The sequence below is a fragment of the Cupriavidus necator genome (assembly GCF_040578825.1).
Classification (GTDB): domain Bacteria; phylum Pseudomonadota; class Gammaproteobacteria; order Burkholderiales; family Burkholderiaceae; genus Cupriavidus; species Cupriavidus necator_E.
Genome location: NZ_JBEFLI010000038.1, coordinates 43,517 through 69,805 on the forward strand (window position 1 = coordinate 43,517; position 26,289 = coordinate 69,805).

Here is a 26,289-nt window from a genome sequence, read left to right on the forward strand (position 1 = left end):
CAGCACGCGCACCGTCGTTTGGCCGTTCAGTGCCAGATGTTCCAGGGCGACTTGATCCAGATCGCCACGATGATCAGCCACGCCACGGTCAGGGGGATGAACACCTTCCAGCCCAGGCGCATGATCTGGTCATAGCGGTAGCGCGGGAACGAGGCGCGGATCCAGATGAAGACGGACAGCAGCAGGAATACCTTGGCGAGCAGCCAGAAGAAGCCGGGGACCGCATTGGTCACCGCGCTTGCGAACGGCGGCGCCCACCCGCCCAGGAACATCAGCGCGGTCATCGTCGAGATGATGATCATGTTGATGTACTCGGCCAGGAAGAACAGCGCGAAGCCCATGCCCGAGTATTCGATCATGTGGCCGGCCACGATTTCCGATTCGCCTTCCACCACGTCGAACGGGTGGCGGTTGGTTTCGGCCACGCCCGAGATGAAGTAGATGCCGAACATCGGCAACAGCGGCAACCAGTTCCACGACAGGATGTTGATGCCCATGTCGGCGAAGTAGCCGGTGTTCTGGCCGTTGACGATGGCCGACAGGTTCAGGCTGCCGGCAACCATCAGCACCGTCACCAGCGCGAAGCCCATGGCGATTTCATACGACACCATCTGTGCCGCGGCGCGCATGGCGCCGATAAAGGCGTACTTGGAGTTCGAGGCCCAGCCGGCCAGGATCACGCCGTACACGCCCACCGAGCTGATCGCCATCACATAGAGCAGGCCGGCGTTGACGTCCGCCAGCACCACTTCGGCCTGGAACGGAATCACGGCCCAGATCGCCACGGCGGGCATCAGCACCATCAGCGGGGCAATCAGGTACATGCCCCGGCTGACCTGCGTGGGCATCATGACTTCCTTGAGCAGCAGCTTCAGCACGTCGGCAATCGGCTGCAGCAGGCCGAGGGGGCCCACGCGGTTCGGGCCGAGGCGGACGTGCATCCAGCCGATCAGCTTGCGCTCCCACAGAATCAGGTAAGCCACGCACAGCAGCAGCGGCACCACAATGACCACGGCGCGAATCAGGATCCACAGCGGCGTCCATGCGCCGCCGAAGATGGCGTGGCCTTGCGAGGTAATCCAGTCGATCATGTTGCGTTCTCGCTATTCTTCTGCGCTTAGGCGGTGACTTCGGCCTGGCGGCCGACCGGGAGCTCGACGGCCTTCTCGACCGTCACGGTACCGAACATCCCGCCCAGCCCGATGGCCGCCGGCGTTGCCGCCGGCACGCGCACGGTGTTGGCCGGCAGCGTGGCTTCCAGCACGGCCGGCAGCACTACGCTGCCCTGCCCTTGCGTGACGCGCACCGGGTCGCCCGACTGGATGCCCAGGCGCTTGAACAGATCGGCCGGCAGCGCGATCTGCATGGCGCGGCGCGCGGCGGCGGTGAGCTGCAGCGAATCGGCACGGCGCACGATCGGGTCGGCGTGGTAAATGGGCACGTCGGCGATGCGTTCGATACCGCCGGCAGCGGCGCTGACGCGGATCGGCGCGTCGGTGCCGTTGTCGAGCAGCGCGGCGACCGGGGCCGACAGCACTTCGGCGCGGACCGCCTCGGCGGTGTCGTAGTCGAAACCGGCCACGTCCAGCAGGTTGCCCAGCACGCGCAGCACCTTCCAGCCCGGGCGCGATTCGCCCAATGCGCGGATCACGCCGTTGAAGCTCTGCGGCAAGCCTTCGCAGTTGACGAAGGTGCCCGAGGTCTCGGTGAACGGCGCCACCGGCAGAATCACGTCGGCGTATTCCATCGCCGCTTCCGAACGGAACGGCGACAGCACCACCACCGTGCTGGCCTGGGCCAGCGCGGCCAGCGCCTTGCGCGGCTCGGCGGTATCGAATTCCGGTTCGGTGTTCAGCAGGATGTAGGCCTTGCGCGGCGTGTCCAGCATCGCCTGCGCATCAGCGCCGCCCTGCCTGGGCAGCGCGCCGGCGACATAGCCGCCGACGGTGTTGGCTGCCTCGGTCAGGAAGCCCAGCGTCGCGCCGGTTTCGGTGGCGATCCACTGTGCCAGCGCGTGCAGCGCCGAGAACTGCGGATGACGCACGGCCTCGTTGCCGAGGAACACGGCGCGGCGCTCGCCCGACAGCAGCGCTTCTGCCGTCTTTCTGGCAGTGTCGCCGCCGTCGAAACCGTCGGTGCCGGCCGGGGCGGCCACGCCCTTGGCGGCGGCCACGGCACGGGCCACGCCGGCGAGCGCCGCGGCCCAGCCCGACGGCGCCACGTCGATGCGGGCGGCCACGGGCATCAGCAGGTCTTCACCGCCGGCACCCAGCACGGCGACACGGGCACCCTTCTTGGCAGCCTGGCGCAGGCGCGAAGCCAGCAGCGGATGATCCTTGCGCAGCGACGAGCCGATCACCAGCACGCGTTGCAGCGTGGTCACGTCGGCCACCGGCATGCCGAGCCACGGCGTGCCCTTCATCCCGGCCGAGAAATCGGACTGGCGCAGGCGGAAGTCGACGTTGTCGCTGCCCAGGCCGCGCATCAGCTTGCCCAGCAGGAACAGTTCTTCCAGCGTGCTGTGCGGGCTGGCCAGCGCGGCGATCTGGTCGGCGCCATGATCGCGCTTGATGCCGGCCAGGCCGTTGGCCACGTATTCGAGCGCGGTCTGCCAGTCGGTTTCCATCCATTCGCCGCCCTGCTTCAGCAGCGGGCGGGTCAGGCGGTCGGCGCTGTTCAGGCCTTCATACGAGAAGCGGTCCTTGTCGGAGATCCAGCACTCGTTGATGTCTTCGTTTTCCAGCGGCAGCACGCGCATCACGCGCTGGTTCTTGGTCTGCACCACCAGGTTCGCGCCCAGGCCGTCGTGCGGCGACACCGACTTGCGGCGCGCCAGTTCCCAGGTACGGGCCGAGTAGCGGAACGGCTTGCTGGTCAGCGCGCCGACCGGGCACAGGTCGATCATGTTGCCCGACAGTTCCGAATCCACGGTCTTGCCGACAAAGGTGGTGATCTCGGAATGCTCGCCGCGGCCCAGCATGCCCAGCTCCATCACGCCGGCCACTTCCTGGCCGAAGCGCACGCAGCGGGTGCAGTGGATGCAGCGGGTCATCTCTTCCATGGAGATCAGCGGGCCCACATTCTTGTGGAACACCACACGCTTCTCTTCCTTGTAGCGCGACTCCGAGGCACCGTAGCCCACGGCCAGATCCTGCAACTGGCATTCGCCGCCCTGATCGCAGATCGGGCAGTCGAGCGGGTGGTTGATCAGCAGGAATTCCATCACGGACTTCTGCGCCTTGACCGCCTTCTCCGAATTGGTGAAGACCTTCATGCCGGGGGTCACCGGCGTGGCGCAGGCAGGCAGCGCCTTCGGGGCCTTTTCGACCTCGACCAGGCACATGCGGCAGTTGGCCGCGATGGACAGTTTGCGGTGGTAGCAGAAGTGCGGGATGTAGGTGCCCAGCTTGCGGGCGGCTTCCATCACCAGGCTGCCTTCAGCAACCTCAACCTTCTTGCCGTCGATCTCTAGTTCAACCATGTTCTGCCACGCTTAGATGTAGGCCGGAACCATGCACTGCTTGTGTTCGACGTGATACTCGAACTCTTTCCAGTAGTGCTTGAGCATGCCGCGGACCGGCATCGCCGCGGCATCGCCGAGCGCGCAGATGGTGCGGCCCATGATGTTTTCCGCGACGTTATTGAGCAGGTCCAGGTCTTCCTGGCGCCCCTCTCCGTGTTCGATGCGATTGACCATGCGGTAGAGCCAGCCGGTGCCTTCGCGGCACGGCGTGCACTGGCCGCACGATTCCTCAAAATAGAAGTACGACAGGCGCAGCAGCGAGCGGACCATGCAGCGCGTCTCGTCCATCACGATCACCGCGCCCGAGCCCAGCATCGAGCCGGCCTTGGCGATCGAGTCGTAGTCCATGTCGGACGCCATCATCAGGTCGCCCGGCACCACCGGTGCGGACGAGCCGCCCGGGATCACCGCCTTGATGCGCTTGCCGCCACGCATGCCGCCCGCGAGCTCCAGCAGCTTGGCGAACGGCGTGCCCAGCGGGATCTCGTAGTTGCCGGGACGCTCGACGTCGCCCGAGATCGAGAAGATCTTGGTGCCGCCGTTGTTCGGCTTGCCCATCTTCAGGTAGTTCTCGGGGCCGATGGCCAGCAGGAACGGCACCGCGGCAAAGGTCTCGGTGTTGTTGATGGTGGTCGGCTTGCCGTACAGGCCGAAGCTGGCCGGGAACGGCGGCTTGAAGCGCGGCTGGCCTTTCTTGCCTTCCAGCGATTCGAGCAGCGCGGTTTCCTCGCCGCAGATATAGGCGCCGTAGCCGTGGTGCGCGTGCAGCTGGAAGCTGAAGCCCGAACCCAGGATGTTGTCACCCAGGAAGCCGGCAGCGCGCGCCTCTTCGAGGGCTTCCTCGAAGATCTTGTACTCGTTCCAGATCTCGCCGTGGATATAGTTGTAGCCCACGGTGATGCCCATCGCATACGCGCCGATGGCCATGCCCTCGATCAGCGAATGCGGGTTGTAGCGGATGATGTCGCGGTCCTTGAACGTGCCGGGCTCGCCTTCATCGGTATTGCAGACCAGATATTTCTGACCCGGGAACGTGCGCGGCATGAAGCTCCACTTCAGGCCGGTCGGGAAGCCCGCGCCGCCGCGGCCGCGCAGGCCGGAGGCCTTGACATCGGCGATCACCTGCTCGGGCGGGATCTTCTCGGTCAGGATGCGCTTCAGTTGCTGGTAGCCGCCACGCTTGACGTAGTCTTCCAGGTGCCAGTTCTTGCCGTCCAGGCCGGCCAGGATCAGCGGCTGGATATGGCGGTCGTGCAGACAGGTCATGTTACTTGCCCCCCTTGGCGGCTTCGGCCTTGAGCTCGTCGACAAGCGCGTCGAGCTTGGCGTCGCTCATGAAGCTGCACATGCGGGTGTTGTTGACGATCATCACCGGCGCGTCGCCGCAGGCGCCCATGCACTCGCCCTCTTTCAGGGTGAAGCAGCCGTCAGCGGTGGTCTCGTTGTAGTCGATCCCGAGCTTGCGCTTCAGGTACTCGCCGGCCCGCTCGCCGCCCGACAGGGCGCACGGCAGGTTGGTGCAGACGGCGAGCTTGAATTTGCCCACCGGCTTGGTGTCGTACATGTTGTAGAAGGTCGCCACCTCTTCCACCCACACGGGCGGCATCTCGAGGTAGTTGGCGACGAACTGCATGACTTCGGGGGAAACCCAGCCCACCTCGCCCTGCGCCACGGCAAGCGCCGCCATCACGGCCGACTGCTTCTGGTCGGCCGGATACTTCGCGATCGCGCGATCGATTTCCTTGAGAGCTTCTGCTGATAGCATGGTCATTGCAGTAAAACGGCGGAGGCAGCGCACTGGGCGTCCATCCGCAGGTTTGCAGCCGTCGCTGCCGTTCCGCCGGCGGGCCTTAGGCCTTGCCGGTCCGCCGCGGGTCTTCCGGGCCGCCCCCGTCCGGGGAGCGCCGCGGAAAGCGCCCGGATCGTCGTCCGGGCCGGCGGTCCGTGATTAACGGTCGATCTCGCCGAAGACGATGTCTTGCGTGCCGATGATCGTTACCGCGTCAGCAATCATGTGTCCCTTGGCCATCTCGTCGAGGGCGGCCAGGTGCGGGAAGCCAGGTGCACGGATCTTCAGGCGGTACGGCTTGTTCGCGCCGTCCGAGATCGCGTAGATGCCAAACTCGCCCTTCGGGTGCTCCACCGCTGCGTACGCTTCGCCTTCGGGCACGTGGATGCCTTCGGTGAACAGCTTGAAGTGGTGGATCAGCTCTTCCATGTTGGACTTCATGTCCACGCGCGAGGGCGGCGCCACCTTGTGGTTGTCGGTGATCACCGGGCCCGGGTTGCGGCGCAGCCAGTCCACGCACTGCCTGATGATCCGGTTGGACTGGCGCATCTCTTCCACGCGCACCAGGTAGCGCGCGTAGCAGTCGCCGCCCACGCCCACCGGGATGTCGAAGTCCAGCTTGTCGTACACCTCGTACGGCTGCTTCTTGCGCAGGTCCCATTCGATGCCCGAGCCGCGCAGCATCGGGCCGGTAAAGCCCATCTGCAGCGCGCGTTCCGGACTGACCACGCCGATGTCCACCAGGCGCTGCTTCCAGATCCGGTTGTCGGTCAGCAGCGTCTCGTATTCGTCGACGTACTTCGGGAAACGGTTGGTGAAGTCCTCGATAAAGTCCAGCAGCGAGCCCGAACGCGCTTCGTTCATGGCCTTGATGGCACGCTCGTTGTGGACTTTGGAGGCACGATATTGCGGCATCGTGTCAGGGAGGTCGCGGTAGACGCCGCCCGGACGATAGTAGGCCGCGTGCATGCGCGCGCCCGACACCGCCTCGTACATGTCGAACATGTCCTCGCGCTCGCGGAAGGCGTAGAGGAACACCGCCATCGCGCCCACGTCGAGCGCGTGCGCGCCGATCCACATCAGGTGGTTCAGCAGGCGGGTGATCTCGTCGAACATCACGCGGATGTACTGCGCGCGGATCGGCACTTCGATGTCCAGCAGACGCTCGATCGCCATCACGTAGGCGTGCTCGTTGACCATCATCGACACATAGTCGAGGCGGTCCATGTAGGGCACGCTCTGGATCCAGGACTTCTGTTCGGCCAGCTTCTCGGTGGCACGGTGCAGCAGGCCGATATGCGGATCGGCGCGCTGGATGACTTCGCCGTCCAGTTCCAGCACCAGGCGCAGCACGCCGTGCGCGGCCGGGTGCTGCGGGCCGAAGTTCAGGGTGTAATTCTTGATGTCTGCCATGGCGCGTTCTCAGTGCTCCAAACCGCCGTACTTGTCCTCGCGGATCACGCGCGGCGTGATTTCGCGCGGCTCGATCGTGACCGGCTGGTAGATGACCCGCTTCTGCTCCGGGTCGTAGCGCATCTCGACATAGCCGGAGACCGGGAAATCCTTGCGGAACGGATAGCCGACGAAACCGTAGTCGGTCAGGATGCGGCGCAGGTCCGGGTGGCCGTCGAACACGATGCCGTAGAAATCGAAGGCTTCGCGCTCGAACCAGCTCACCGAGTTCCACACGTCGATCACCGACGGCAGCACCGGGAAATCATCATCAGGCGCGAACACACGTACGCGCAGACGCCAGTTATGCGTCACCGACAGCAGGTGCGAGACCGCGGCGAAGCGCGGGCCTTCCCAGGCGCCGTCGCCGTATTCGGAATAGTCCACGCCGCACAGATCGATCAGCTGCTCGAAACGCAGCGAGGGATCGTCGCGCAGGATGCGGGCCGCTTCCAGGTAGTCTTCGGACTTGACGATCAGCGTCAGTTCGCCGGTCGCCTCGATCAGTTTCTGCACGCGCTTGCCGAGAACCTTCTCGAGCGCGGCCTTCAGGGTGTCAAGCTTCGCCATGTCAGCCCTTGCGCGCGATGGTGTTGGTACGCTTGATCTTGTTCTGCAGCTGGATCACGCCGTAGATCAGCGCTTCGGCCGTCGGCGGGCAGCCCGGCACGTAGATATCCACCGGCACGATCCGGTCGCAGCCACGCACCACCGAATACGAGTAGTGGTAGTAGCCGCCGCCGTTGGCGCACGAACCCATCGAGATCACCCAGCGCGGTTCGGCCATCTGGTCGTAGACCTTGCGCAGCGCGGGGGCCATCTTGTTGCACAGCGTGCCGGCCACGATCATCACGTCCGACTGGCGCGGCGACGGGCGGAACACCACGCCGAAGCGGTCCAGGTCATAGCGCGCGGCGCCGGCATGCATCATTTCCACGGCACAGCAGGCCAGGCCGAAGGTCATCGGCCACAGCGACCCGGTGCGGGTCCAGTTGATCAGCTTGTCAGCGGTAGTCGTGACAAAGCCTTCGTTGAGAACGCCTTCGATTGCCATTTCACATCACTCCCAATCGAGCGCGCCCTTTTTCCAGATGTAGACGAAGCCCACGATGAATTCCAGCAGAAACACGCCCATGGCGATGAATCCCGGCCAGCCGATATCCTTCAGGGCAACACCCCACGGAAACAGGAAGGCGGTTTCGAGATCGAACAGGATAAACAGGATGGCGATGAGGTAGTAGCGCACGTCGAACTTCATGCGCGCATCCTCAAACGCTTCGAAGCCGCACTCGTACGGCGACAGCTTCGCGGGATCGGGCTTGTTCGGACCGAGGATCCGACCGATCGACATCAGTGCCACGCCGAGCACGACACCGAAGATGATGAAGATGAGAACGGGGAAGTAGGCTTCGAGATTCAAGGTACGGCCAGCCTTATCTGGAATGTTGTCAACAGCACCAGCTGAAGCGGCGTCCTGTTGCCCACCCCAGGCGCTAAGCCATGAGAATCACGGCGCGCCGCCTTGCGGACTGCCGGAGCCCCACGCTCGGGTGCATTGCCCGGCCAGGGACTCCGATCAAGTTGTTTGGTGCCGACGGCGAGACTCGAACTCGCACAGCTTTCGCCACTACCCCCTCAAGATAGCGTGTCTACCAATTTCACCACGTCGGCTGGGGGAGAAACAATATTGCCTGGCGCCGGGTTTTCAGGCCCTTCAGGCCTTTTGCAGAGGCTTTCGCCTTCGCTCAAGACCCATCGCTGGGGAATCGTTTCAAGCCTTGCATTCTAACCCAAATTTCTTGCTTTGTTCAACGCACAACCGCAAAAAAACTCAGGAATCCGCCGCAAGGCCAGCGGATTATTTCGGTACGGCGGGAGCAGCGGGTGCCGATGCAGCAGCGGCAGCGGCCGGCGCCGCAGCGGGTGCCGAAGCGCCTGCCGTGGCGGGCGCCGATGCCGGCGCCGCTCCCATCACGCCCAGCGAAGCAGCGGGCTTGTAGTTGCCCAGCAGCGTCAGGGCCAGCGTGCAGACAAAGAACAGCGTCGCCAGCACGGCGGTAGTGCGCGACAGGAAGTTTGCCGAGCCGGTGGCGCCGAACAGGCTGCCCGAGGCGCCCGAGCCGAACGCCGCGCCCACATCGGCGCCCTTGCCATGCTGGATCAGCACTAGGCCAATCACGCCCAGCGCCGACAACACCTGCAGCACCACCAACAAAGTCTTGAAGATTGCCATTTGATTTAAATAAGCTTACGTGCCTGATCGGTCGATCGGTACGGCCGGCATTCAGGCGTTGCCGATCGCGAGAAAATCGTCCGACTTCAGCGAGGCGCCGCCGATCAGCCCCCCATCGATGTCGGCCATGGAAAACAGTTCGGCCGCATTATCCGGCTTGACGCTGCCGCCGTACAGGATGGGCATGCGCTCGGCCACGCCGGCGTCGCGCGCCGCCACCTGGCCCCGCAGGAAGGCGTGCACCGCCTGCGCCTGCTCGCTGGTCGCGGTCTTGCCCGTGCCGATCGCCCAGACCGGCTCGTAGGCGAGCACCACGCGGCTGAGCTGCTCTACCGACAGCGCTTCCAGCACCGCCTGCAGCTGGCGGCCGACCACGGCCTCGGTCTCGCCCGCTTCGCGCTGGGCCAGCGTTTCGCCGACGCAGACCACCGGCACGATGCCGAATTCCAGCGCGCGCAGCGCCTTGGCCGCCACCACCTGGTCGGTTTCGCCGTGATAAGTGCGGCGCTCGGAGTGGCCGACAAGCGCATAGGTGCAGCCGAACTCGCCCAGCATCGACGCCGCCACTTCGCCGGTAAAGGCACCGCGCGCCTCTGCCGACACATCCTGTGCACCCCAGGCTACCTGCGAGCCATTGAGCAGCGCCTGGCATTGTGCAAGATAGGGGAACGGTGCGCAGACCGCCAGCGACGCACGCGCCGCACCAGCCTTGATACCGTCGAGCAGCGCGGCGTTCGCAGCCAGGCTGCCATGCATCTTCCAGTTGCCGATGACGAGCTTTTGTCTCACTTGGTGCCCCTCCGAAATCAAACCCGGTATTGTAGCGTGTCGCAGGGGCGGGACGCTACCGCCGCCCTCTGGTGACGGGCGGCGGCATTGCGATGGCTTCAGACTCTTCGGGCCGGTTACCAGGTCAGCACGATCTTGCCGATATGCTCGCTCGACTCCATCAGGCGGTGCGAGTCGGCCGCCTGCGCGGCCGGGAATACCTGGTGGATCACCGGCTTGATCTTGCCGGCGGCCAGCAGCGGCCACACCTGCTCGTGCAGCGCGGCGGCGATCTTGCCCTTGAAGGACGCGGGACGCGGGCGCAGCGTCGAGCCGGTCACGGTGATGCGCCGGCGCAGGATGTCGCCCAGCGGGATCTCGGCCTTGGCACCGCCCAGCAGCGCGATGATGACGATGCGGCCATCGTCGGCGATGCACTTCAGCTCGCGCGCCAGGTACGGGCCGGCGACCATGTCGAGGATCACGTCGACGCCCTTGCCTTCGGTCAGCGCAGCCACTTCGGCGACGAAGTCCTGGGTCTTGTAGTTGATCGCGCGATCGGCGCCGAGATCCTCGCAGGCCTTGCACTTTTCATCGGTGCCGGCGGTGACGAACACCTTGAAGCCCAGTGCCTTGGCAATCTGGATCGCGGTGGTGCCGATGCCGCTCGAGCCGCCCTGGATCAGCAGCGTCTCGTCCTTGCCGCGCGGGCCCTGGCCCAGGTAACCGCGGTCGAACACATTGCTCCACACGGTGAAAAAGGTTTCGGGCAGCGCCGCGGCCTCGATGTCGCTCAGGCCATCCGGCACTGGCAGGCACTGCGCCACCGGCGCGGTGCACAGCTGCGCGTAACCGCCACCCTGCACCAGCGCGCAGACGCGGTCGCCGACCTTCAGGCCGAAGCGGTTGTCCGGATGCGACAGATCGCCGCCCACCACCACGCCTGCCACTTCCAGTCCCGGCAGGTCCGACGCGCCCGGCGGCACCGGGTAGTTGCCGGTGCGCTGGAAGACATCCGGGCGGTTGACGCCGGCGGCGGCCACGCGGATCAGGATCTCGCCCGCGCCGGGCACCGGGTCGGGACGCTCGATGAGCTGGAGAACTTCCGGGGCGCCGTATTCGCGGATCTCGATGGCTTGCATGCTTCTTTGCTCCTTGTCGTTGCTCGGTGTGAGCCTTGGCTCGATGGGTTGCCGCAGTGTAAACAAAAAAACGGCCGGGCATCGGCCGGCCGTTTTTCCGCGGCACCGCCTTGCGGCGGCACCTTTGGGACAGTACTGCCCCGCTTACTGCTGCTGCTCCGAGCCACCGGCCGGCGCTGCCGGTGCGGCGCTTTCGCCGGCATTGATCGGGCTGATGCTGCCACCCTCTTCTGCCAGCGCGGCCTTCAGCGACAGGCGCAGACGGCCCTTTTCGTCGGCCTGGATCAGCTTGACGCGGACTTGCTGGCCTTCCTTCAGCCAGTCCTTGATGTCCTTCACACGCTCGTTGACGATTTCCGAGATGTGCAGCAGGCCATCCTTGCCCGGCAGGATGTTGACGATGGCGCCGAAGTCCAGCAGCTTCAGCACGGTGCCGTTGTAGATCTTGCCCACTTCGGCTTCCGCGGTGATGCCCTCGATGCGGCGCTTGGCTTCGGCCATGCCTTCGGTCGAGGTCGAGGCGATGGTGATCGTGCCGTCTTCCTGGATGTCGATGGTGGTGCCGGTTTCCTTGGTCAGCGCCTGGATGGTCGAGCCGCCCTTGCCGATCACTTCGCGGATCTTGTCCGGATGGATCTTCATGGTGATCATGCGCGGCGCGTGCGCCGACAGCTCGGTGCGGGCATGGCCCATCGCTTCCTGCATCTTGTGCAGGATATGCAGGCGGCCTTCCTTGGCCTGCGCCAGCGCGACCTGCATGATCTCCTTGGTGATGCCCTGGACCTTGATGTCCATCTGCAGCGCCGTGATGCCGTTGTCGGTACCCGCCACCTTGAAGTCCATGTCGCCCAGGTGATCTTCATCGCCCAGGATGTCGGTCAGCACGGCAAATTTGTTGCCTTCCAGGATCAGGCCCATGGCCACGCCGGCCACGTGCGCCTTCACCGGAACGCCGGCGTCCATCAGGGCCAGGCAGCCGCCGCAGACCGAAGCCATCGACGACGAACCGTTGGACTCGGTGATTTCCGAAACCAGGCGGATGGTGTAGGCAAATTCGTCTTCCTTCGGCAGCACCGGGATCAGTGCGCGCTTGGCCAGACGGCCGTGGCCGATTTCACGGCGCTTCGGGCTGCCCACGCGGCCGGTTTCACCGGTGGCGAACGGGGGCATGTTGTAGTGGAGCATGAAGCGGTCGCGGTACTCGCCGGCGAGCGCGTCGATGATCTGCTCGTCGCTCTTGGTGCCGAGCGTCGCCACCACCAGCGCCTGCGTCTCGCCGCGGGTGAACAGCGCCGAGCCGTGCGCGCGCGGCAGCACCGACGAGCGGATCTCGATCGGGCGTACGGTGCGCGTGTCGCGGCCGTCGATACGCGGCTCGCCGGCCAGCACCTGGCCACGCACGATCTTGGCTTCCAGGTCGAACATGATGTTGCCGACTTCCACCTTGTCGGCTTCCACGCCGGCGGCTTCGAGGGCGGCCGCCACGTTGGCGTTCACTTCCTTCAGCTTCTGGCTGCGGGCGGACTTCTGACGCAGCTGATAGGCTTCCTGCAGCAGCGGCAGCGCGACTTCGCTGACCTTGGCGATCAGCGGCTCGTTCTTGGCGGCCGGGGCCCAGTCCCACTCGGGCTTGCCACCTTCGCGCACCAGCTCATGGATCGCGTTGATCGCGATCTGCATCTGCTCATGGCCATAGACCACGGCGCCCAGCATCACGTCTTCCGACAACTGGTTGGCTTCCGATTCCACCATCAGCACGGCGCGCTCGGTACCGGCGACCACCAGGTCCAGGTCCGAGGTAGCGAGCTGCGAGCGGGTCGGGTTCAGCAGATACTGGCCGTCCTTGTAGCCCACGCGCGCGGCGCCGACCGGGCCATTGAACGGAATGCCCGACACGGCCAGCGCGGCCGACGCGCCGATCAGCGCGGGGATGTCGGCGGGCACTTCCGGGTTCAGCGACACCACGTGGATCACCACCTGGACGTCGTTGTAGAAGCCTTCCGGGAACAGCGGGCGCAGCGGACGGTCGATCAGGCGCGAGATCAGCGTCTCGTTTTCCGACGGACGGCCTTCACGCTTGAAGAAGCCGCCGGGGATCTTGCCGGCCGCGTAGGTCTTCTCGATGTAGTCGACGGTCAGCGGGAAGAAGTCCTGGCCCGGCTTCGGGCTCTTGGCGGCGACCACGGTCGCCAGCACCACGGTGTCTTCCACATCGACCAGCACGGCACCGCCGGCCTGGCGGGCGATTTCGCCGGTTTCCATGCGAACCGTGTGCTGGCCCCACTGGAATTCCTTGACGATCTTGTTGAACATGGACATTTGCATTCCTTGTCTTGCGTGCACGCCGCAAACGTTGCTGCAATGATTGCGCAGCGTGCCACGCCTGCGTTCTCAGCCGCAGGCTAACTGCCGGAGGCGGTTGCAGTCGCAGGGAAGTGCTATGCCATTCCAGCGCGGCACTGTCTGCCGATGGCGCGCTGGAATGACACAAAGCCCTGTTTCCTTGGCCGGTCCGGATACTAAAACCAGAAAAAAAGAACAACTTACTCCGTTGCGCGGCTTGCCGCAACGGGCGCCCGGGGAATCGGAATTCTCGCCGGACTACGTGAAGGGAAAATCACGCCTCAACATCACCGCATCGCCGGCCAGGGCCAAATCGCCCGGCCAGAAATGCAAAATGCCTGCCCCAGCAATGCTGAAGCAGGCATCGAGGCCTCACGCGAAACCGTGCAAACCCAGGAACCGCGCGGCCATCGGACGCAACCTCTGGCGCAACCTTACTTGCGCAGGCCCAGCTTTTCGATCAGGGCGCGGTAGCGGTCGGCGTCGTTGGACTTGAGGTAGTCCAGCAGGCGGCGGCGGCGGCTCACCATGCGCAGCAGACCGCGGCGGCTGTGGTGATCCTTCATGTTGGCCTTGAAGTGCGGGGTCAGTTCGTTGATGCGGGTGGTCAGCAGGGCCACTTGCACTTCGGGGCTGCCGGTGTCGTTGGCGCCACGGGCGAACTGCTTGATGACTTCGGACTTGTTGATATCGGCGACTGCCATGATGATTTCCTTTCACTTGCGACCGCCACAGCGCGGGATGCGCCGCATGCGTCGTGTCACTTGCTATGCCGCCGTCCAGCCCGATTCAATCGATAGCCAGGCGACGACAGCCGCGCATTATAACGGAAAAGCCGTGGCAGGAGAACCGCGCCGCCTGCCCCGGCCACACTAGCGCTCGGGGCGCTCCATCCGGCACGTGGTGGGCAGCGTGGTCTGGGCCGCCTTGAGCTTGCGCACGGTGCGGAAACCGTAGCCCGAGCCCTCGTTGTCGAAGCGCACCGCCCCGCCCTGCCGCTCCATCACCGACACATACAGCGGCTGCAGCACCTGGTGGTCGTCGGCACGTACGGTGGCTTCGTGGAAGTCGTTGAGGTAGCGCATGTTCTCGAGCGAGCGCGCCACCTTGACCGCATCGGTCGAGCCGGCCTGCTCGATCGCGCGCGCCAGCATTTCCACCATCATCTGCATGCGCAGGTGCACGTAGTCGTCCTTCGGCTCGGGGTAGCGCGCGCGGAACTGCTGGTAGAAGGCGTCCGACGCGGCACCGCCGACGTTGGGGTGCCACTCCGCCACGGCCAGCACGCGGCCCACGCCGGCATCGCCCATGGCCGCCGGCGCGCCCAGGCCGTTGCCGTAGAAGGTGTAGAACTTGGCGCGCAGCCCGCCTTCGCGCGCGGCCTTGACCATCAGCGTCAGATCGTTGCCCCAGTTGCCGGTGATCACGGCATCCGCCCCGCTCGCCTTGATCTTGGCGATATAGGGCGCGAAGTCCTTGATCTTGCCGATCGGATGAAACTCGTCGCCGACCACCTGGATATCGGGCCGGCGCGCCGCCAGCATCTCGCGCGCCGAGCGCGACACCTGGTGGCCGAAGCTGTAGTCCTGGTCGATCAGGTACACCTTGCGCACCGACTGGTCCTGCCGGATCACCTCGGTCAGCGCCTGCATGCGCATGTCGGCGCTGGCGTCGAAGCGGAAATGCCAGAAGCTGCAGTTTTCGTTGGTCAGGCTGGGATCGACCGCCGAGTAGTTCAGGAACAGCACGCGCGACTCCGGCTGGCGCGCATTGTGGCGGTTGATGGCCGATACCAGCGCGCCGGCCACCGCCGAACTGTTGCCCTGCAGGACGAAGGGAATGCGCTTGTCAGTGAGCGCTCGCAACTGGATCAGGCTTTCGTCGACATTGCCCTTGCTGTCGAAGGTGACCAGCTCCAGCGGCCGCACGCCTTCGGCGGTCCTGACGCCGCCGCGCGCATTGATGCGCTCGATCGCCAGGCGCAGGTTGCGCACCACCGCCTCGCCGGCGTTGGCGAACGGACCGGAAAGCCCGTCGATCATGCCCAGCCGGATCGGCTCCTGCGCCGATGCGCCGGCCGCAGCCACCAGCAACAACCCGCCCAGCCATCCACGCCACCGCGCCGCAACCTTCATAGTCTCTCCCGGAAAGCGCTGGATGGTACGGCAGCGCCCGCCTGCGGGCAAATGCCGTGGCGGCAGCTTCAGTCACCATGACTTCAAAGAGGATGGCCGCAACTTGGGGCGAGAAGCAATCAAAAGCAGCGCCCGACGCACACCGTCGTGACGCCGCACTACACTTGGTATGTCATCCATGCATCGAACGAGGCTTGCCATGAACCCCGTCATCGCCAACGGCGCGCGCCGGCTTGTGCTGGCGCTGGGCGCCGCGCTGCTGTCCGCCTGCGCTTCGCTGATGCCGGTGCAGGAGGGCGAAAAGCTGGTTGGCCAGCCAAAGAGCGCGATCCAGGCCCGCTTCGGCCCGCCCACCGATGTGTTCAACCTGCCCGACGGCACCTCGCGCTGGATCTACTCGCGCCAGCCGATGGGCCAGCAGGCCTACGGCGCGGAATTCGACCGCAACGGCAACCTGACCCGCTTCAGCAACGTGCTGTCGACGCCCGAGCTGTACAAGGCGCAGGTCAACCGCTGGACCAAGTGGGACGTGGCCGAGCATTACGGCATGACGCGCCTGCCAATCGAATACTTCCCGCGGATGCGCAACGAAGTCTGGTCGTACCGCTTCCGCCATGAAGACGTGTGGCCGTCGCTGTACCACTTCTATTTCGACGATGCCGGCGTGCTGCGCCGGACGCAGATCACGCCCGATCCGCTCTACGAGCCGGACGAGAGGTTCCGCCGCTGGTAGGCGCGCATGAAAAAGCCCGCCATTCCCGGGTCGGGAATGACGGGCTTGGTCCGGACGCTCAGGCCGGGTCAGCCTTCCGCCGTCTAACGCAGGTGTCGGATCAGATCTGCGGGTTGATCTTCTGCACGGCCTTGTCGTGCAGCTTGTTGAGCGCGGCCAGGTAGGCCTTGGCCGAGGCGGCGACGATATCCGGGTCGGTGCCAACGCCGTTGACGATGCGGCCGGCCTTGGACAGGCGCACGGTCACTTCGCCCTGGGCTTCGGTGCCGCCAGTGATGGCGTTCACCGAATAGAGCACCATCTCGGCACCGCTGGCCACGCGCGACTCGATCGCATGCAGCGTGGCGTCGACCGGGCCGTTGCCTTCGCCCTCGCCGCTCTGCTCCTGGCCATCCATGCTGAACACCACGCGGGCATGCGGACGCTCGCCGGTTTCGGAGCGCTGTGACAGCGAGATAAAGCGGAAGTGCTCGTTGGCATCGTGCTGGGCCTCGTTCGAGACGATGGCCATGATGTCTTCGTCGAAGATCTCGGCCTTCTGGTCGGCCAGCTCCTTGAAGCGCGCGAAGGCTGCATTGACTTCGCTTTCGCTCTCGAGCTCGACACCCAGTTCCTGCAGGCGCTGCTTGAAGGCATTGCGGCCCGACAGCTTGCCCAGCACGATCTTGTTGGCGGTCCAGCCCACATCCTCCGCGCGCATGATCTCGTAGGTATCGCGCGCCTTCAGCACGCCATCCTGGTGGATGCCCGAGGCGTGCGCGAACGCGTTGGCGCCCACCACCGCCTTGTTCGGCTGCACCACGAAGCCGGTGATCTGCGATACCAGCTTCGAGGCCGGCACGATCTGCGTGGTGTCCACGCCGACGTCCAGATCAAAGTAGTCGCGGCGGGTCTTCACCGCCATCACCACTTCTTCCAGGCTGGTGTTGCCGGCGCGCTCGCCCAGGCCGTTGATGGTGCATTCGATCTGGCGCGCGCCACCCAGCTTGACGGCGGCCAGCGAGTTGGCCACGGCCATGCCGAGGTCGTTATGGCAATGCACCGACCACACCGCCTTGTCCGAGTTGGGGATGCGCTCGCGCACCGAGCGGATCAGATCGGCATAGCCTTCCGGTACGGCATAGCCGACGGTATCCGGCAGGTTGATGGTGGTCGCGCCTTCGGCGATCACGCCTTCGAGCACGCGGCACAGGAAATCCATGTCCGAGCGGCTGCCGTCTTCCGGCGAGAACTCGATATCGTCGGTGAACTGGCGCGCAAAGCGCACCGCGAGGCGGGCCTGCTCGTACACCTGGTCCGGCGTCATGCGCAGCTTCTTCTCCATGTGCAGCGCGGACGTGGCGATAAAGGTGTGGATGCGGAACGAGTTGGCGGGCTTGAGCGCTTCGGCGGCGCGGGCGATGTCCTTGTCGTTGGCGCGGGCCAGCGAGCAGATGGTGGAATCCTTGACCACCTGGGCGATCGAGCGGATCGCCTCGAAGTCGCCATTGGAGCTCGCGGCAAAACCGGCCTCGATCACATCGACCTTCAGTCGTTCGAGCTGGCGCGCGATGCGGATCTTTTCCTCGCGGGTCATCGAGGCGCCGGGCGACTGCTCGCCGTCACGCAACGTGGTGTCGAAAATGATGAGTTTGTCAGACATTTGTGGAGCTCCTGATTGCTTGTAGTGTGCTGTCCCCGGCATGCCGCCACCGGAGCTTTACCGCCTGTTCCGCGCTCCACGGCTGTGGAATGCAAAACGCCCCGGCGTGCATCAAAGCAGGCCGGGGCGTTGGAAAATTCCTTGCGGATTTCGCGCTAAGGGGTGAGTCCGTCCTTAGCGCGCGCGCGTCCCGACCTGATGGCCTAGTAGGCCACCTAGGGTGGTGCGGGCGATTAGGACTTGGCGCGAAATCATGGCAGCGACTATATCTGGTTTGGCGCGCGCGTGCAACACAGGGTTTTGCCGCACGCGGGCGCCAGCGGCAGGGATCCGCTTGCGTCAGCCCTTGGGCGGGATGCGCAGCTTCTGGCCCGGATAGATCTTGTCCGGATGCGACAGCATCGGCTTGTTGGCCTCGAAGATCTTGTTGTACTCGGCGCCGTTGCCATAGGCGGCCTGCGCGATCGCCCACAGCGTGTCACCCTTGACCACCGTGTGCCACTGCGACTCGGTCGACTCGACATTGACCGACATCTTGTCCTCGACCTTGTCCACGCCCTCGACATTGCCGGCGCACAGGATGATCTTCTCGCGCGTGGCCTGGTCCGGCGCCACGCCGAACACGGTGACCAGCCCCTGCGAGCCGTCTACCTGCACCATCAGCCCGGTGGCATCGAGCCCCATCTTCCTGATATACGCCTCGATCGCGTCGCCGGCGGCGCGGTTGGCCGCATCGACCTTCTCGGCCGACGCATCCGCCTTGGCGGCATCCTGCGCCGCCTTGGCCTCGCCGGTGCCGAACAGCTTTTCTCCCGCTTCCTTGATGAAGTCGAACATGCCCATGACAGCCTCCTGACGGTGGGTGGAAAACACTGCAGAGTGCCACGCCCCGAAGGCCGCGGCATGAAAACAATTGTGAACCCTGCGCAAAGCACGAAGGGCGCCGTAGCGCCCTTCCCTTTTCGCAACGATCAGGATTCGGCCCCCGTGTCGCGCACCTTCTTCACCCCGCCCGGCTTGCCGTGCAGCGCACGCCAGCCCCACAGCAGGTAGCCCGAGATCGCATACGCGACGAACAGGCCGAACAGCGCCACCGGCGGATCGGTCGACACCACCACGAACAGCACCAGGACCAGCACCATCATGCCGAACGGCACGCGGTAGCGCACGTCGAGCGCCTTGCCGCTGTAGAACGGCGCATTGGACACCATCGACAGCCCGGCGTACAGCGTGATGCCGAACGCCACCCACGGCATCCACAGTTCCTTGACCGGCAGCTTGTTGTCGATCACCAGCCAGACGAAACCGGCGACAAGCGCTGCAGCGGCCGGGCTCGGCAGTCCCTGGAAGAAGCGCTTGTCGACGACGCCGATATTGGCGTTGAAGCGCGCCAGCCGCAGCGCCGCGCAGGTGCAGTAGACAAAGGCCGCGATCCAGCCCCACTTGCCGAGGTCGTGCAGGATCCATTCGTACATCACCAGCGCCGGCGCCACGCCAAACGAGGTCATGTCCGACAGCGAGTCGTATTGCTCGCCAAACGCACTCTGCGTATTGGTAATACGCGCCACGCGCCCGTCCATGCCATCCAGCACCATGGCGGCGAAGATGGCGATGGCCGCCACATCGAAACGCATGTTCATCGCCTGAACGATGGCGAAGAACCCCGCGAACAGCGCCGCGGTGGTGAAGGCGTTGGGCAGCAGGTAGATGCCGCGCCGGCGCGGTCGCTGGCGCTCGTAGACGATGTCGTCGTGGTCGTCGGCGGCCTCGTCGTCATAGTCTTCGGCGCCGCGCAGCTGGTTGTGGCGGAACGGCCGCAGGTGGGTCACGTTGCCGCTGCCGGTCCGTTTGTTACGTCGATGGAAGGCAACCATCACAGTCCTCCTGTATGGCCGTCGCTCACTTCACGTCGAGTTCGGCGAGGATGGTCGACGAGGCCGAGACCTTCTCGCCGATGGTCACGCGCGGACGCGCATCCAGCGGCAGGTAGACGTCGACGCGTGAGCCGAAGCGGATAAAACCGTAGCGCTGGCCGCGCGACAGGTTGTCGCCCACCTTGGTGTAGCACAGGATACGGCGCGCCACCAGGCCGGCCACCTGCACCAGCGTCACCAGCTGGCCGTCGTTCGCGCGGCGGATCAGCACGGCGTTGCGCTCGTTCTCGGTCGAAGCCTTGTCCAGGTCGGCGTTGACGAACTTGCCGGGGAAGTATTCGACCTTCTCCACCGCGCCGTCGACCGATACGCGGTTCGAGTGCACGTTGAAGACATTCATGAAGACGCTGATCTTCAGCGCCTCGCGGCCCGCATACGGATCCTGCGCCTTTTCGACCACGACGATGCGGCCGTCGGCCGGGGCCAGCACGGCATTGGGCTGCGACGGGATCGGGCGCGGCGGATCGCGGAAGAACTGCAGCACGAACACCGTGATGATCCACAGCGGCAGCGCCCACCAGAAGCCCGCGCTGGCGTGCACCAGCAGCGAGATGACAAAGGCGCCGGCCAGGAACGGCCAGCCTTCACGGGCGATCAGCGGATGAGGATAGTTCATGCAGTACGAGTTTCGGTGGATACAAGACCAAGGCAAGGCGGCGCGGCGGCGGTACCAGCAGCCGGCGCTGCCCCATGGTCGCGGAGCAGCATGATGCACGCCTTGCCCGAAGTCTGACAAGCATAACAAAAAGCCGTCCAGGCCCCGCACCTCCCCTTCCGATGATAGAAGGGCATGGCACGGAACGCTGAACGGCTTCGGCCCGCCGCCGTGCGGCGCGGGCCATCAGACAGTCAGGCCAGCTTAGTTCTTCGACTGGTCGACCATCTTGTTCTTGGCGATCCACGGCATCATCGCGCGCAGCTTGGCACCCACTTCCTCGATCTGGTGCTCGGCGGTCAGGCGGCGGCGCGAGATCAGCGTCGGGGCGCCGGCCTTGTTCTCCAGCAGGAAGCTCTTGGCGTACTCACCGGTCTGGATGTCGGTCAGGCACTGCTTCATCGCCTTCTTGGTCTCTTCGGTCACCACGCGCGGGCCGGTGACGTACTCACCATATTCCGCGTTGTTGGAGATCGAGTAGTTCATGTTGGCGATGCCGCCTTCGTAGATCAGGTCGACGATCAGCTTCAGCTCGTGCAGGCACTCGAAGTAGGCCATTTCCGGCGCGTAGCCGGCTTCCACCAGCGTCTCGAAGCCGGCCTTGATCAGCTCGACGGTACCGCCGCACAGCACGGCCTGCTCGCCGAACAGGTCGGTTTCGGTTTCTTCGCGGAAGTTGGTCTCGATGATGCCGGCACGGCCGCCGCCGTTGGCGGTGGCGTACGACAGCGCGATGTCACGGGCGGCGCCGGACTTGTTCTGGTGCACGGCGATCAGGTGCGGCACGCCGCCACCTTGCGTGTACGTGGCGCGCACGGTGTGGCCCGGGGCCTTCGGCGCGATCATGATCACGTCCAGGTCGGCGCGCGGGATCACGGCACCGTAGTGCACGTTGAAGCCGTGGGCGAAGGCCAGCGCGGCGCCTTCCTTGATGTTGTCGTGCACTTCGTTCTTGTACACGTCGGCGATCTGCTCGTCCGGCAGCAGGATCATGACCACGTCGGCACCCTTGACGGCCTCGGCCACTTCCTTGACTTGCAGGCCGGCGTTGGCGGCCTTGTTCCACGACGCGCCGCTCTTGCGCAGGCCGACCGTCACATTGACGCCCGAATCCTTCAGGTTCAGCGCGTGGGCATGGCCCTGCGAGCCATAGCCGATGATGGTGACGTTCTTGCCCTTGATCAGGGAGAGGTCGGCGTCCTTGTCGTAAAACACTTTCATGATCAATCCTTCAATCTCTGTCTTTTGTATGAGGTGGGCGGCATCCTCGTGCGCATCGTGTGCGCCCGGATCGCGCCGCCCGTGGATACTGCTGTGAAGCTGTGCGGATGGGCGGCGCCCGGTCAGACCTTCAGGATACGCTCGCCGCGGCCGATGCCCGAGCCGCCGGTACGGACGGTCTCGAGGATGGCGGTGCGGTCGATCGCGTCCAGGAACGCGTCGAGCTTGACGCCGTTGCCGGTCAGCTCGATGGTGTAGGTCTTCTCGGTGACATCGATGATGCGGCCGCGGAAGATGTCGGCGGTGCGCTTCATTTCCTCGCGCTCCTTGCCCACCGCGCGCACCTTGACGAGCATCAGCTCGCGTTCGATGTGCGCGCCTTCGGTCAGGTCGACCACCTTGACCACTTCCACCAGGCGGTTCAGGTGCTTGGTGATCTGTTCGATCACGTCATCCGAGCCGGTGGTGACGATGGTCATGCGCGACAGCGAGGAATCCTCGGTGGGCGCCACGGTCAGCGTCTCGATGTTGTAGCCGCGGGCCGAGAACAGGCCCACCACGCGCGACAGCGCGCCGGGTTCGTTTTCCAGCAGGACCGAAATGATGTGTCGCATTACAGGTCCTCCGCGCCGAGCAGCATTTCAGAAATGCCCTTGCCCGCCTGGACCATCGGCCAGACGTTTTCGGTGGGATCGGTCTGGAAGTCCAGGAACACGGTACGGTCCTTCAGGCGGAACGCCTCGCGCAGCGCCGGCTCGACGTCAGCCGTCTTCTCGACGCGCATGCCGACGTGCCCGTAGGCCTCGGCCAGCTTCACGAAATCGGGCAGCGCGTCCATGTAGGAGTGCGAGTAGCGGTTGTCGTACTCGATCTCCTGCCACTGGCGCACCATGCCCAGGTAGCCATTGTTCAGCGAGCAGATCTTCACCGGGGTGTCGTACTGCAGGCAGGTCGACAGTTCCTGGATGCACATCTGGATCGAGCCTTCACCGGTGATGGTGACGACTTCCTTTTCCGGGAACGCCTTCTTGATGCCCATCGCGTACGGCAGGCCCACGCCCATCGTGCCCAGGCCGCCGGAGTTGATCCAGCGGCGCGGCTCGTTGAACTTGTAGAACTGCGCGGCCCACATCTGGTGCTGGCCGACGTCGGAGCAGATGAACGCATCGCCGTGGGTCAGTTCCCAGATCTTTTCCACCACGTACTGCGGCTTGATGATCTCGGAGTTGCGGTCGTACTTCAGGCAGTCCACCGAACGCCACTGCTCGATCTGGTCCCACCACTTGGCCAGGGCCTCGCGCTTGGGCTTGATCTCGCTCGCCTTGAGCTGGGCGATCAGCTCCTGCAGCACGTCCTTGACGTTGCCGACGATGGGGATATCGACCTTGACGCGCTTCGAGATCGACGACGGGTCGATATCGATATGGATGATCTTGCGCGCCTGCGAGGTGAAGTGCGACGGGTTGCCGATCACGCGGTCGTCGAAGCGGGCACCGATGGCGATCAGCACGTCGCAGTTCTGCATGGCCATGTTGGCTTCATACGTTCCGTGCATGCCGAGCATGCCGAGGAACTGCTTGTGGGTGCCGGGGAACGCGCCCAGGCCCATCAGCGTGTTGGTCACCGGGTGGCCGGTCATCGCCGCGAGCTGGCGCAGCTCGTCGCTGGCATTGGCCAGCACCACGCCGCCACCGGTGTAGATATACGGACGCTCGGCACCCTGCAGCAGCGCCACGGCCTTGCGGATCTGGCCGGAGTGCCCCTTGTTCACCGGGTTGTACGAGCGCATGTCGATCGACTTGGGGTACTCGTACTTGCAGGCGTTGCGGGAAACGTCCTTGGGGATATCCACCACCACCGGGCCGGGACGGCCGGTCGAGGCAATGAAGAACGCCTTCTTGATGGTCGAGGCAAGATCGCGCACGTCCTTCACCAAGAAGTTGTGCTTGACGATCGGACGGGTAATGCCGACGGTGTCGCACTCCTGGAAGGCGTCCTGGCCAATGGCGTGGGTCGGCACGTTGCCGGTGATCACCACCATCGGGATGGAGTCGAGGTACGCGGTGGCAATGCCGGTGACGGCATTGGTCACGCCGGGACCAGAGGTCACCAGCGCTACGCCCACCTTGCCGGTTGCGCGTGCATAGCCGTCTGCGGCATGGACCGCGGCCTGCTCGTGGCGCACCAGGATGTGCTCGAACTTCTTTTGCTTGTGGAGCTCGTCGTAGATGTACAGCACTGCGCCGCCGGGATAGCCCCAGACGTACTCGACGCCTTCTTCGGCAAGTGCGTGAACGAGAATTTCCGCCCCGATCATTTCGGGTGCGGCAGATGAATTGCTGTCGGCGTGGGAGAATTCCGCGCTGGGCATGTTCATTTCAGTCCTTTGCAATTTTCGGCAAAAAATTGTTTGGATGCTCTCTGCCGGGCTTGTGGCTCGGGTTCAAGCGGTGCGCGTCTGCATGGAAGACCGCCTCATAAGCGGCCGGATGAGACAACCACGTATGTCGTGTGAACCGACGATGATACTGCAATGCACCAGCGCGGTCTATGGTTGTTTGCGTGCCACGGATCAGGAGTTTCACGGAACCCGTTCGTGTTTTTTCCGTCCGGCAATGTATTTCAGGCAAGACAAAGTGGTACATCGGCGGGTTTTTTTGCTAGCATCGCAGCACTTGGGTGTGCCACGGGCCGTACGCAGCACATTCACCCGAACCGGGCCATTGACCCGCAGCAACAAGCCGCAACCGCCTGAATGGCCACCGACCAGGAACTGTCCGATTTTCTTGCCAGCGTCGAGCGGCGCGCCTTCAAGCAGGCCGTGTTCGCGGTCCGCGACGATGACGCGGCACTGGACATCGTCCAGGATGCCATGATCAAGCTGGCCGAGAAATACGGCGACAAGGGCGCCGCCGAGCTGCCGCCGCTGTTCCAGCGCATCCTGCAGAACACCATCCACGACTGGTTCCGCCGCCAGAAAGTGCGCAACACGTGGGTGACGCTGTTTTCGAGCCTGCGCGACGACCGCGAGGGCGGCGACGACAGCGACCTGCTGGAGACGCTGGAGGCGCAGGCCGGCTCGGAATCGGCTGAAAGCAGTGCCGACAAGGTGGAACGCGCGCAGGTGATGCATATCATTGAGCAGGAGATCCAGCGCCTGCCCACGCGTCAACGCGAGGCGTTCCTGATGCGTTACTGGGAAGATATGGACGTTGCCGAAACGGCCGCCGTGATGGGGTGTTCCGAAGGCAGCGTCAAGACGCACTGTTCCCGTGCCACGCATACACTGGCACAAGCCCTGCGCGCACGGGGGGTCCGACTATGAGCTTAAACGAGAGAGAAATCCGCGAACGGCGGTTTGCGCGTGAGATTCGGGCGGCACTCGATACCGCTGCCGATGACCTGCCTGCCGACATTACCGAACGGCTCGCCGCCGCGCGCCGGATGGCGCTTGCGCGCAAGAAGGCCGAGGTGGCCGCGCCGGTGCCGCAACTGGCCATGCCGGGGCCGCAGTCGACCCTGTTCGACGACGACGATGGCTCGCCGCTGCATCGCGCCGGTGCCTGGCTGCGCCGCTTTGCCCTGTTCTGGACGCTGGTGGCGCTGGTCGCCGGCCTGATGGGCATCTACCACTGGCAAGAGCAGAAGCGCATCGAAGAGCTGGCCGATGTCGATGCCGCGATGCTGCTCGACGACCTGCCGCCCACGGCGTACGCCGACGAGGGCTTCCACGTCTTCCTGAAGCGCGGGCAATAGCATGGCGCCCGCACTGTTCCGCTCCGACGCCCCACGCCGCCGGCTGGCCGCGCTGCTGCTGGCCGCCGCCGGCTGGTCGCTGCTGCCGGCCACTGCGCATGCGCAAGGCACGTCAGGCGTCTCCGCCACCGCCCCGGCTACCGCGCCCGCCTCCGCGCCGCAGCCCGCAGCCAGCGCCCGCCCGACGTGGGCCGAGCTGAGCCCGGTCAACCAGCGCATCCTGGCGCCGCTGCAGCCGCTGTGGGACACGCTGCCGGAACTGAACCGGCACAAGTGGCTGCGCATCGCCGAACGCTATCCGAAGTTCTCGCCGGCGGAGCAGGCCCGGCTGCAGGCGCGCATGGCGGAGTGGGTCAAGATGACGCCGCAGCAGCGCCGGCTGGCGCGCGAGAACTACCAGATCACCCGCTCGCTGCCGGCCGAGAAGAAGGCCGAAGCCTGGGACAAGTACCAGCAGCTCCCGGAAGAGCAGAAGAAGAAGCTGGCCGCCGCCGAGCGCGTGCCGCACCGCCCGGGCGCCGTCAGCGCGCTGCCCAGCGGCAAGCGCCTGCCAAGCGACACCAGCAAGCTGCTCCGCCACGAGCCGCGTTCGGCCAGCGCCGTCGCGCACGCGGGCGTCCACGCCAGAGCCAGGGCGGCCAGCGAAGCGCAGGCGGCTTCGGCACCGGCCGTGGCTGCGGCCGTATCGGCGCCGGCCGCCGTGCCGGCCCCGCCGGCATCCGCGGCCCCCGCCTCCCCTGCGGGACCTGCTTCCGACAGCATCACGGAAGCCGCAGCCTCGGAAACCACTGCCCGCCAGTAGCCCCCCGCGGGCCCATGGGGGGGAACCGGGAGGGGGGGGGGGGGGGGGGGGGGGGGGGGGGGGTTGGGGGGGGGGGGGGGGGGGGGGGGGGGGGGGGGGGGGGGGGGGGGGGGGGGGGGGGGGGGGGGGGGGGGGGGGGGGGGGGGGGGGGGGGGGGGGGG

General features: G+C 65.3%; 26 protein-coding genes and 1 tRNA gene. 4 read left to right on the forward strand and 23 right to left on the reverse strand.

All coding sequences use genetic code 11. The annotated features are described in order from the left end of the window. Window positions 1–26: 26 nt before the first annotated feature. The 15 genes from nuoH to AB1I47_RS19330 form a co-directional block, all read right to left on the reverse strand. Entirely contained in the window at window positions 27–1,091 is a 1,065-nt protein-coding gene (nuoH, locus tag AB1I47_RS19260) for an NADH-quinone oxidoreductase subunit NuoH (RefSeq protein ID WP_354685341.1), read from the reverse strand. Between the two features lie 26 nt (window positions 1,092–1,117). Continuing rightward, window positions 1,118–3,481: an NADH-quinone oxidoreductase subunit NuoG gene (gene nuoG / locus AB1I47_RS19265; RefSeq protein WP_354685342.1), complete on the reverse strand. Its 2,364-nt coding sequence runs from the start codon at window positions 3,479–3,481 to the stop codon at window positions 1,118–1,120. 12 nt (window positions 3,482–3,493) lie between these two features. After that, window positions 3,494–4,789 carry an NADH-quinone oxidoreductase subunit NuoF gene (gene nuoF / locus AB1I47_RS19270; RefSeq protein ID WP_354685343.1) on the reverse strand — a complete coding sequence of 432 codons (1,296 nt, stop codon included), beginning with the start codon at window positions 4,787–4,789 and terminating at the stop codon, window positions 3,494–3,496. A 1-nt stretch (window position 4,790) separates the two neighbouring features. Then, the gene (gene nuoE / locus AB1I47_RS19275; RefSeq protein ID WP_354685344.1) at window positions 4,791–5,288 is read right to left on the reverse strand and encodes an NADH-quinone oxidoreductase subunit NuoE; all 498 of its coding nucleotides are present in this window, start codon (window positions 5,286–5,288) and stop codon (window positions 4,791–4,793) included. A gap of 183 nt (window positions 5,289–5,471) precedes the next feature. Then, window positions 5,472–6,725 (reverse strand): NADH-quinone oxidoreductase subunit D, encoded by a 1,254-nt coding sequence (locus tag AB1I47_RS19280; protein ID WP_354685345.1) that lies wholly within the window; start codon window positions 6,723–6,725, stop codon window positions 5,472–5,474. Between the two features lie 9 nt (window positions 6,726–6,734). Next, complete coding sequence (locus AB1I47_RS19285; protein ID WP_354685346.1) at window positions 6,735–7,334, reverse strand: NADH-quinone oxidoreductase subunit C; 600 nt, start codon at window positions 7,332–7,334, stop codon at window positions 6,735–6,737. Between the two features lies 1 nt (window position 7,335). Then, window positions 7,336–7,818 carry a NuoB/complex I 20 kDa subunit family protein gene (locus tag AB1I47_RS19290; RefSeq protein ID WP_011297145.1) on the reverse strand — a complete coding sequence of 161 codons (483 nt, stop codon included), beginning with the start codon at window positions 7,816–7,818 and terminating at the stop codon, window positions 7,336–7,338. 6 nt (window positions 7,819–7,824) lie between these two features. Next, window positions 7,825–8,184 carry an NADH-quinone oxidoreductase subunit A gene (locus AB1I47_RS19295; RefSeq protein ID WP_012352330.1) on the reverse strand — a complete coding sequence of 120 codons (360 nt, stop codon included), beginning with the start codon at window positions 8,182–8,184 and terminating at the stop codon, window positions 7,825–7,827. Window positions 8,185–8,350: 166 nt separating this feature from the next. After that, window positions 8,351–8,435, reverse strand: a tRNA-Leu gene (locus AB1I47_RS19300). Between the two features lie 187 nt (window positions 8,436–8,622). Beyond that, the gene (gene secG, locus AB1I47_RS19305; protein WP_022534059.1) at window positions 8,623–8,997 is read right to left on the reverse strand and encodes a preprotein translocase subunit SecG; all 375 of its coding nucleotides are present in this window, start codon (window positions 8,995–8,997) and stop codon (window positions 8,623–8,625) included. A gap of 51 nt (window positions 8,998–9,048) precedes the next feature. Next, window positions 9,049–9,786, reverse strand: a complete 738-nt coding sequence (gene tpiA / locus AB1I47_RS19310) for a triose-phosphate isomerase (protein ID WP_354685347.1) — start codon at window positions 9,784–9,786, stop codon at window positions 9,049–9,051. Between the two features lie 116 nt (window positions 9,787–9,902). Beyond that, window positions 9,903–10,907: an NAD(P)H-quinone oxidoreductase gene (locus AB1I47_RS19315; RefSeq protein WP_354685348.1), complete on the reverse strand. Its 1,005-nt coding sequence runs from the start codon at window positions 10,905–10,907 to the stop codon at window positions 9,903–9,905. Window positions 10,908–11,051: 144 nt separating this feature from the next. Continuing rightward, window positions 11,052–13,226, reverse strand: coding sequence for a polyribonucleotide nucleotidyltransferase (pnp, locus tag AB1I47_RS19320; protein WP_354685349.1), 2,175 nt, complete (start codon window positions 13,224–13,226; stop codon window positions 11,052–11,054). Window positions 13,227–13,684: 458 nt separating this feature from the next. After that, window positions 13,685–13,954, reverse strand: a complete 270-nt coding sequence (gene rpsO / locus AB1I47_RS19325; RefSeq protein ID WP_010809136.1) for a 30S ribosomal protein S15 — start codon at window positions 13,952–13,954, stop codon at window positions 13,685–13,687. Window positions 13,955–14,122: 168 nt separating this feature from the next. Next, on the reverse strand, window positions 14,123–15,385 hold the full coding sequence (locus AB1I47_RS19330) for a branched-chain amino acid ABC transporter substrate-binding protein (protein ID WP_354685350.1): 1,263 nt from the start codon (window positions 15,383–15,385) through the stop codon (window positions 14,123–14,125). A 199-nt stretch (window positions 15,386–15,584) separates the two neighbouring features. On the opposite strand from AB1I47_RS19330, the gene AB1I47_RS19335 reads away from it, so the two are divergent. Continuing rightward, the gene (locus AB1I47_RS19335) at window positions 15,585–16,118 is read left to right on the forward strand and encodes a hypothetical protein (protein ID WP_354685351.1); all 534 of its coding nucleotides are present in this window, start codon (window positions 15,585–15,587) and stop codon (window positions 16,116–16,118) included. A gap of 100 nt (window positions 16,119–16,218) precedes the next feature. Here the strand turns inward: AB1I47_RS19335 and AB1I47_RS19340 are convergent, their stop codons facing one another. The 8 genes from AB1I47_RS19340 to AB1I47_RS19375 form a co-directional block, all read right to left on the reverse strand. Next, complete coding sequence (locus AB1I47_RS19340) at window positions 16,219–17,760, reverse strand: 2-isopropylmalate synthase (protein ID WP_354685352.1); 1,542 nt, start codon at window positions 17,758–17,760, stop codon at window positions 16,219–16,221. A 339-nt stretch (window positions 17,761–18,099) separates the two neighbouring features. Continuing rightward, the gene (gene lysM, locus AB1I47_RS19345) at window positions 18,100–18,603 is read right to left on the reverse strand and encodes a peptidoglycan-binding protein LysM (RefSeq protein ID WP_354685353.1); all 504 of its coding nucleotides are present in this window, start codon (window positions 18,601–18,603) and stop codon (window positions 18,100–18,102) included. Between the two features lie 128 nt (window positions 18,604–18,731). Continuing rightward, window positions 18,732–19,634, reverse strand: coding sequence for a CDP-diacylglycerol--serine O-phosphatidyltransferase (pssA, locus tag AB1I47_RS19350; protein WP_354685354.1), 903 nt, complete (start codon window positions 19,632–19,634; stop codon window positions 18,732–18,734). A 25-nt stretch (window positions 19,635–19,659) separates the two neighbouring features. Further along, window positions 19,660–20,310 (reverse strand): phosphatidylserine decarboxylase, encoded by a 651-nt coding sequence (locus AB1I47_RS19355; protein ID WP_354685355.1) that lies wholly within the window; start codon window positions 20,308–20,310, stop codon window positions 19,660–19,662. A 243-nt stretch (window positions 20,311–20,553) separates the two neighbouring features. Continuing rightward, window positions 20,554–21,570, reverse strand: coding sequence for a ketol-acid reductoisomerase (gene ilvC, locus AB1I47_RS19360; RefSeq protein WP_010809143.1), 1,017 nt, complete (start codon window positions 21,568–21,570; stop codon window positions 20,554–20,556). A gap of 122 nt (window positions 21,571–21,692) precedes the next feature. Next, window positions 21,693–22,184, reverse strand: coding sequence for an acetolactate synthase small subunit (ilvN, locus tag AB1I47_RS19365; RefSeq protein ID WP_022534048.1), 492 nt, complete (start codon window positions 22,182–22,184; stop codon window positions 21,693–21,695). Beyond that, complete coding sequence (locus AB1I47_RS19370) at window positions 22,184–23,947, reverse strand: acetolactate synthase 3 catalytic subunit (protein WP_354685356.1); 1,764 nt, start codon at window positions 23,945–23,947, stop codon at window positions 22,184–22,186. The genes ilvN and AB1I47_RS19370 overlap by 1 nt, the downstream gene beginning before the upstream one ends. A 1-nt stretch (window position 23,948) precedes the next feature. Beyond that, window positions 23,949–24,155, reverse strand: a complete 207-nt coding sequence (locus AB1I47_RS19375) for a hypothetical protein (protein ID WP_354685357.1) — start codon at window positions 24,153–24,155, stop codon at window positions 23,949–23,951. Between the two features lie 170 nt (window positions 24,156–24,325). Here AB1I47_RS19375 and AB1I47_RS19380 point away from each other — a divergent pair, with 170 nt between their 5' ends. From AB1I47_RS19380 to AB1I47_RS19390, 3 genes are read left to right on the forward strand one after another with little or no spacing between them, the layout of a single operon-like run. Next, window positions 24,326–24,895: an RNA polymerase sigma factor gene (locus tag AB1I47_RS19380; RefSeq protein WP_354685358.1), complete on the forward strand. Its 570-nt coding sequence runs from the start codon at window positions 24,326–24,328 to the stop codon at window positions 24,893–24,895. Beyond that, window positions 24,892–25,326: a DUF3619 family protein gene (locus AB1I47_RS19385; protein WP_354685359.1), complete on the forward strand. Its 435-nt coding sequence runs from the start codon at window positions 24,892–24,894 to the stop codon at window positions 25,324–25,326. Before AB1I47_RS19380 ends, AB1I47_RS19385 begins: the two co-directional genes overlap by 4 nt. A gap of 1 nt (window position 25,327) precedes the next feature. Further along, complete coding sequence (locus AB1I47_RS19390; RefSeq protein ID WP_354685360.1) at window positions 25,328–26,128, forward strand: DUF3106 domain-containing protein; 801 nt, start codon at window positions 25,328–25,330, stop codon at window positions 26,126–26,128. Window positions 26,129–26,289: the final 161 nt, after the last annotated feature.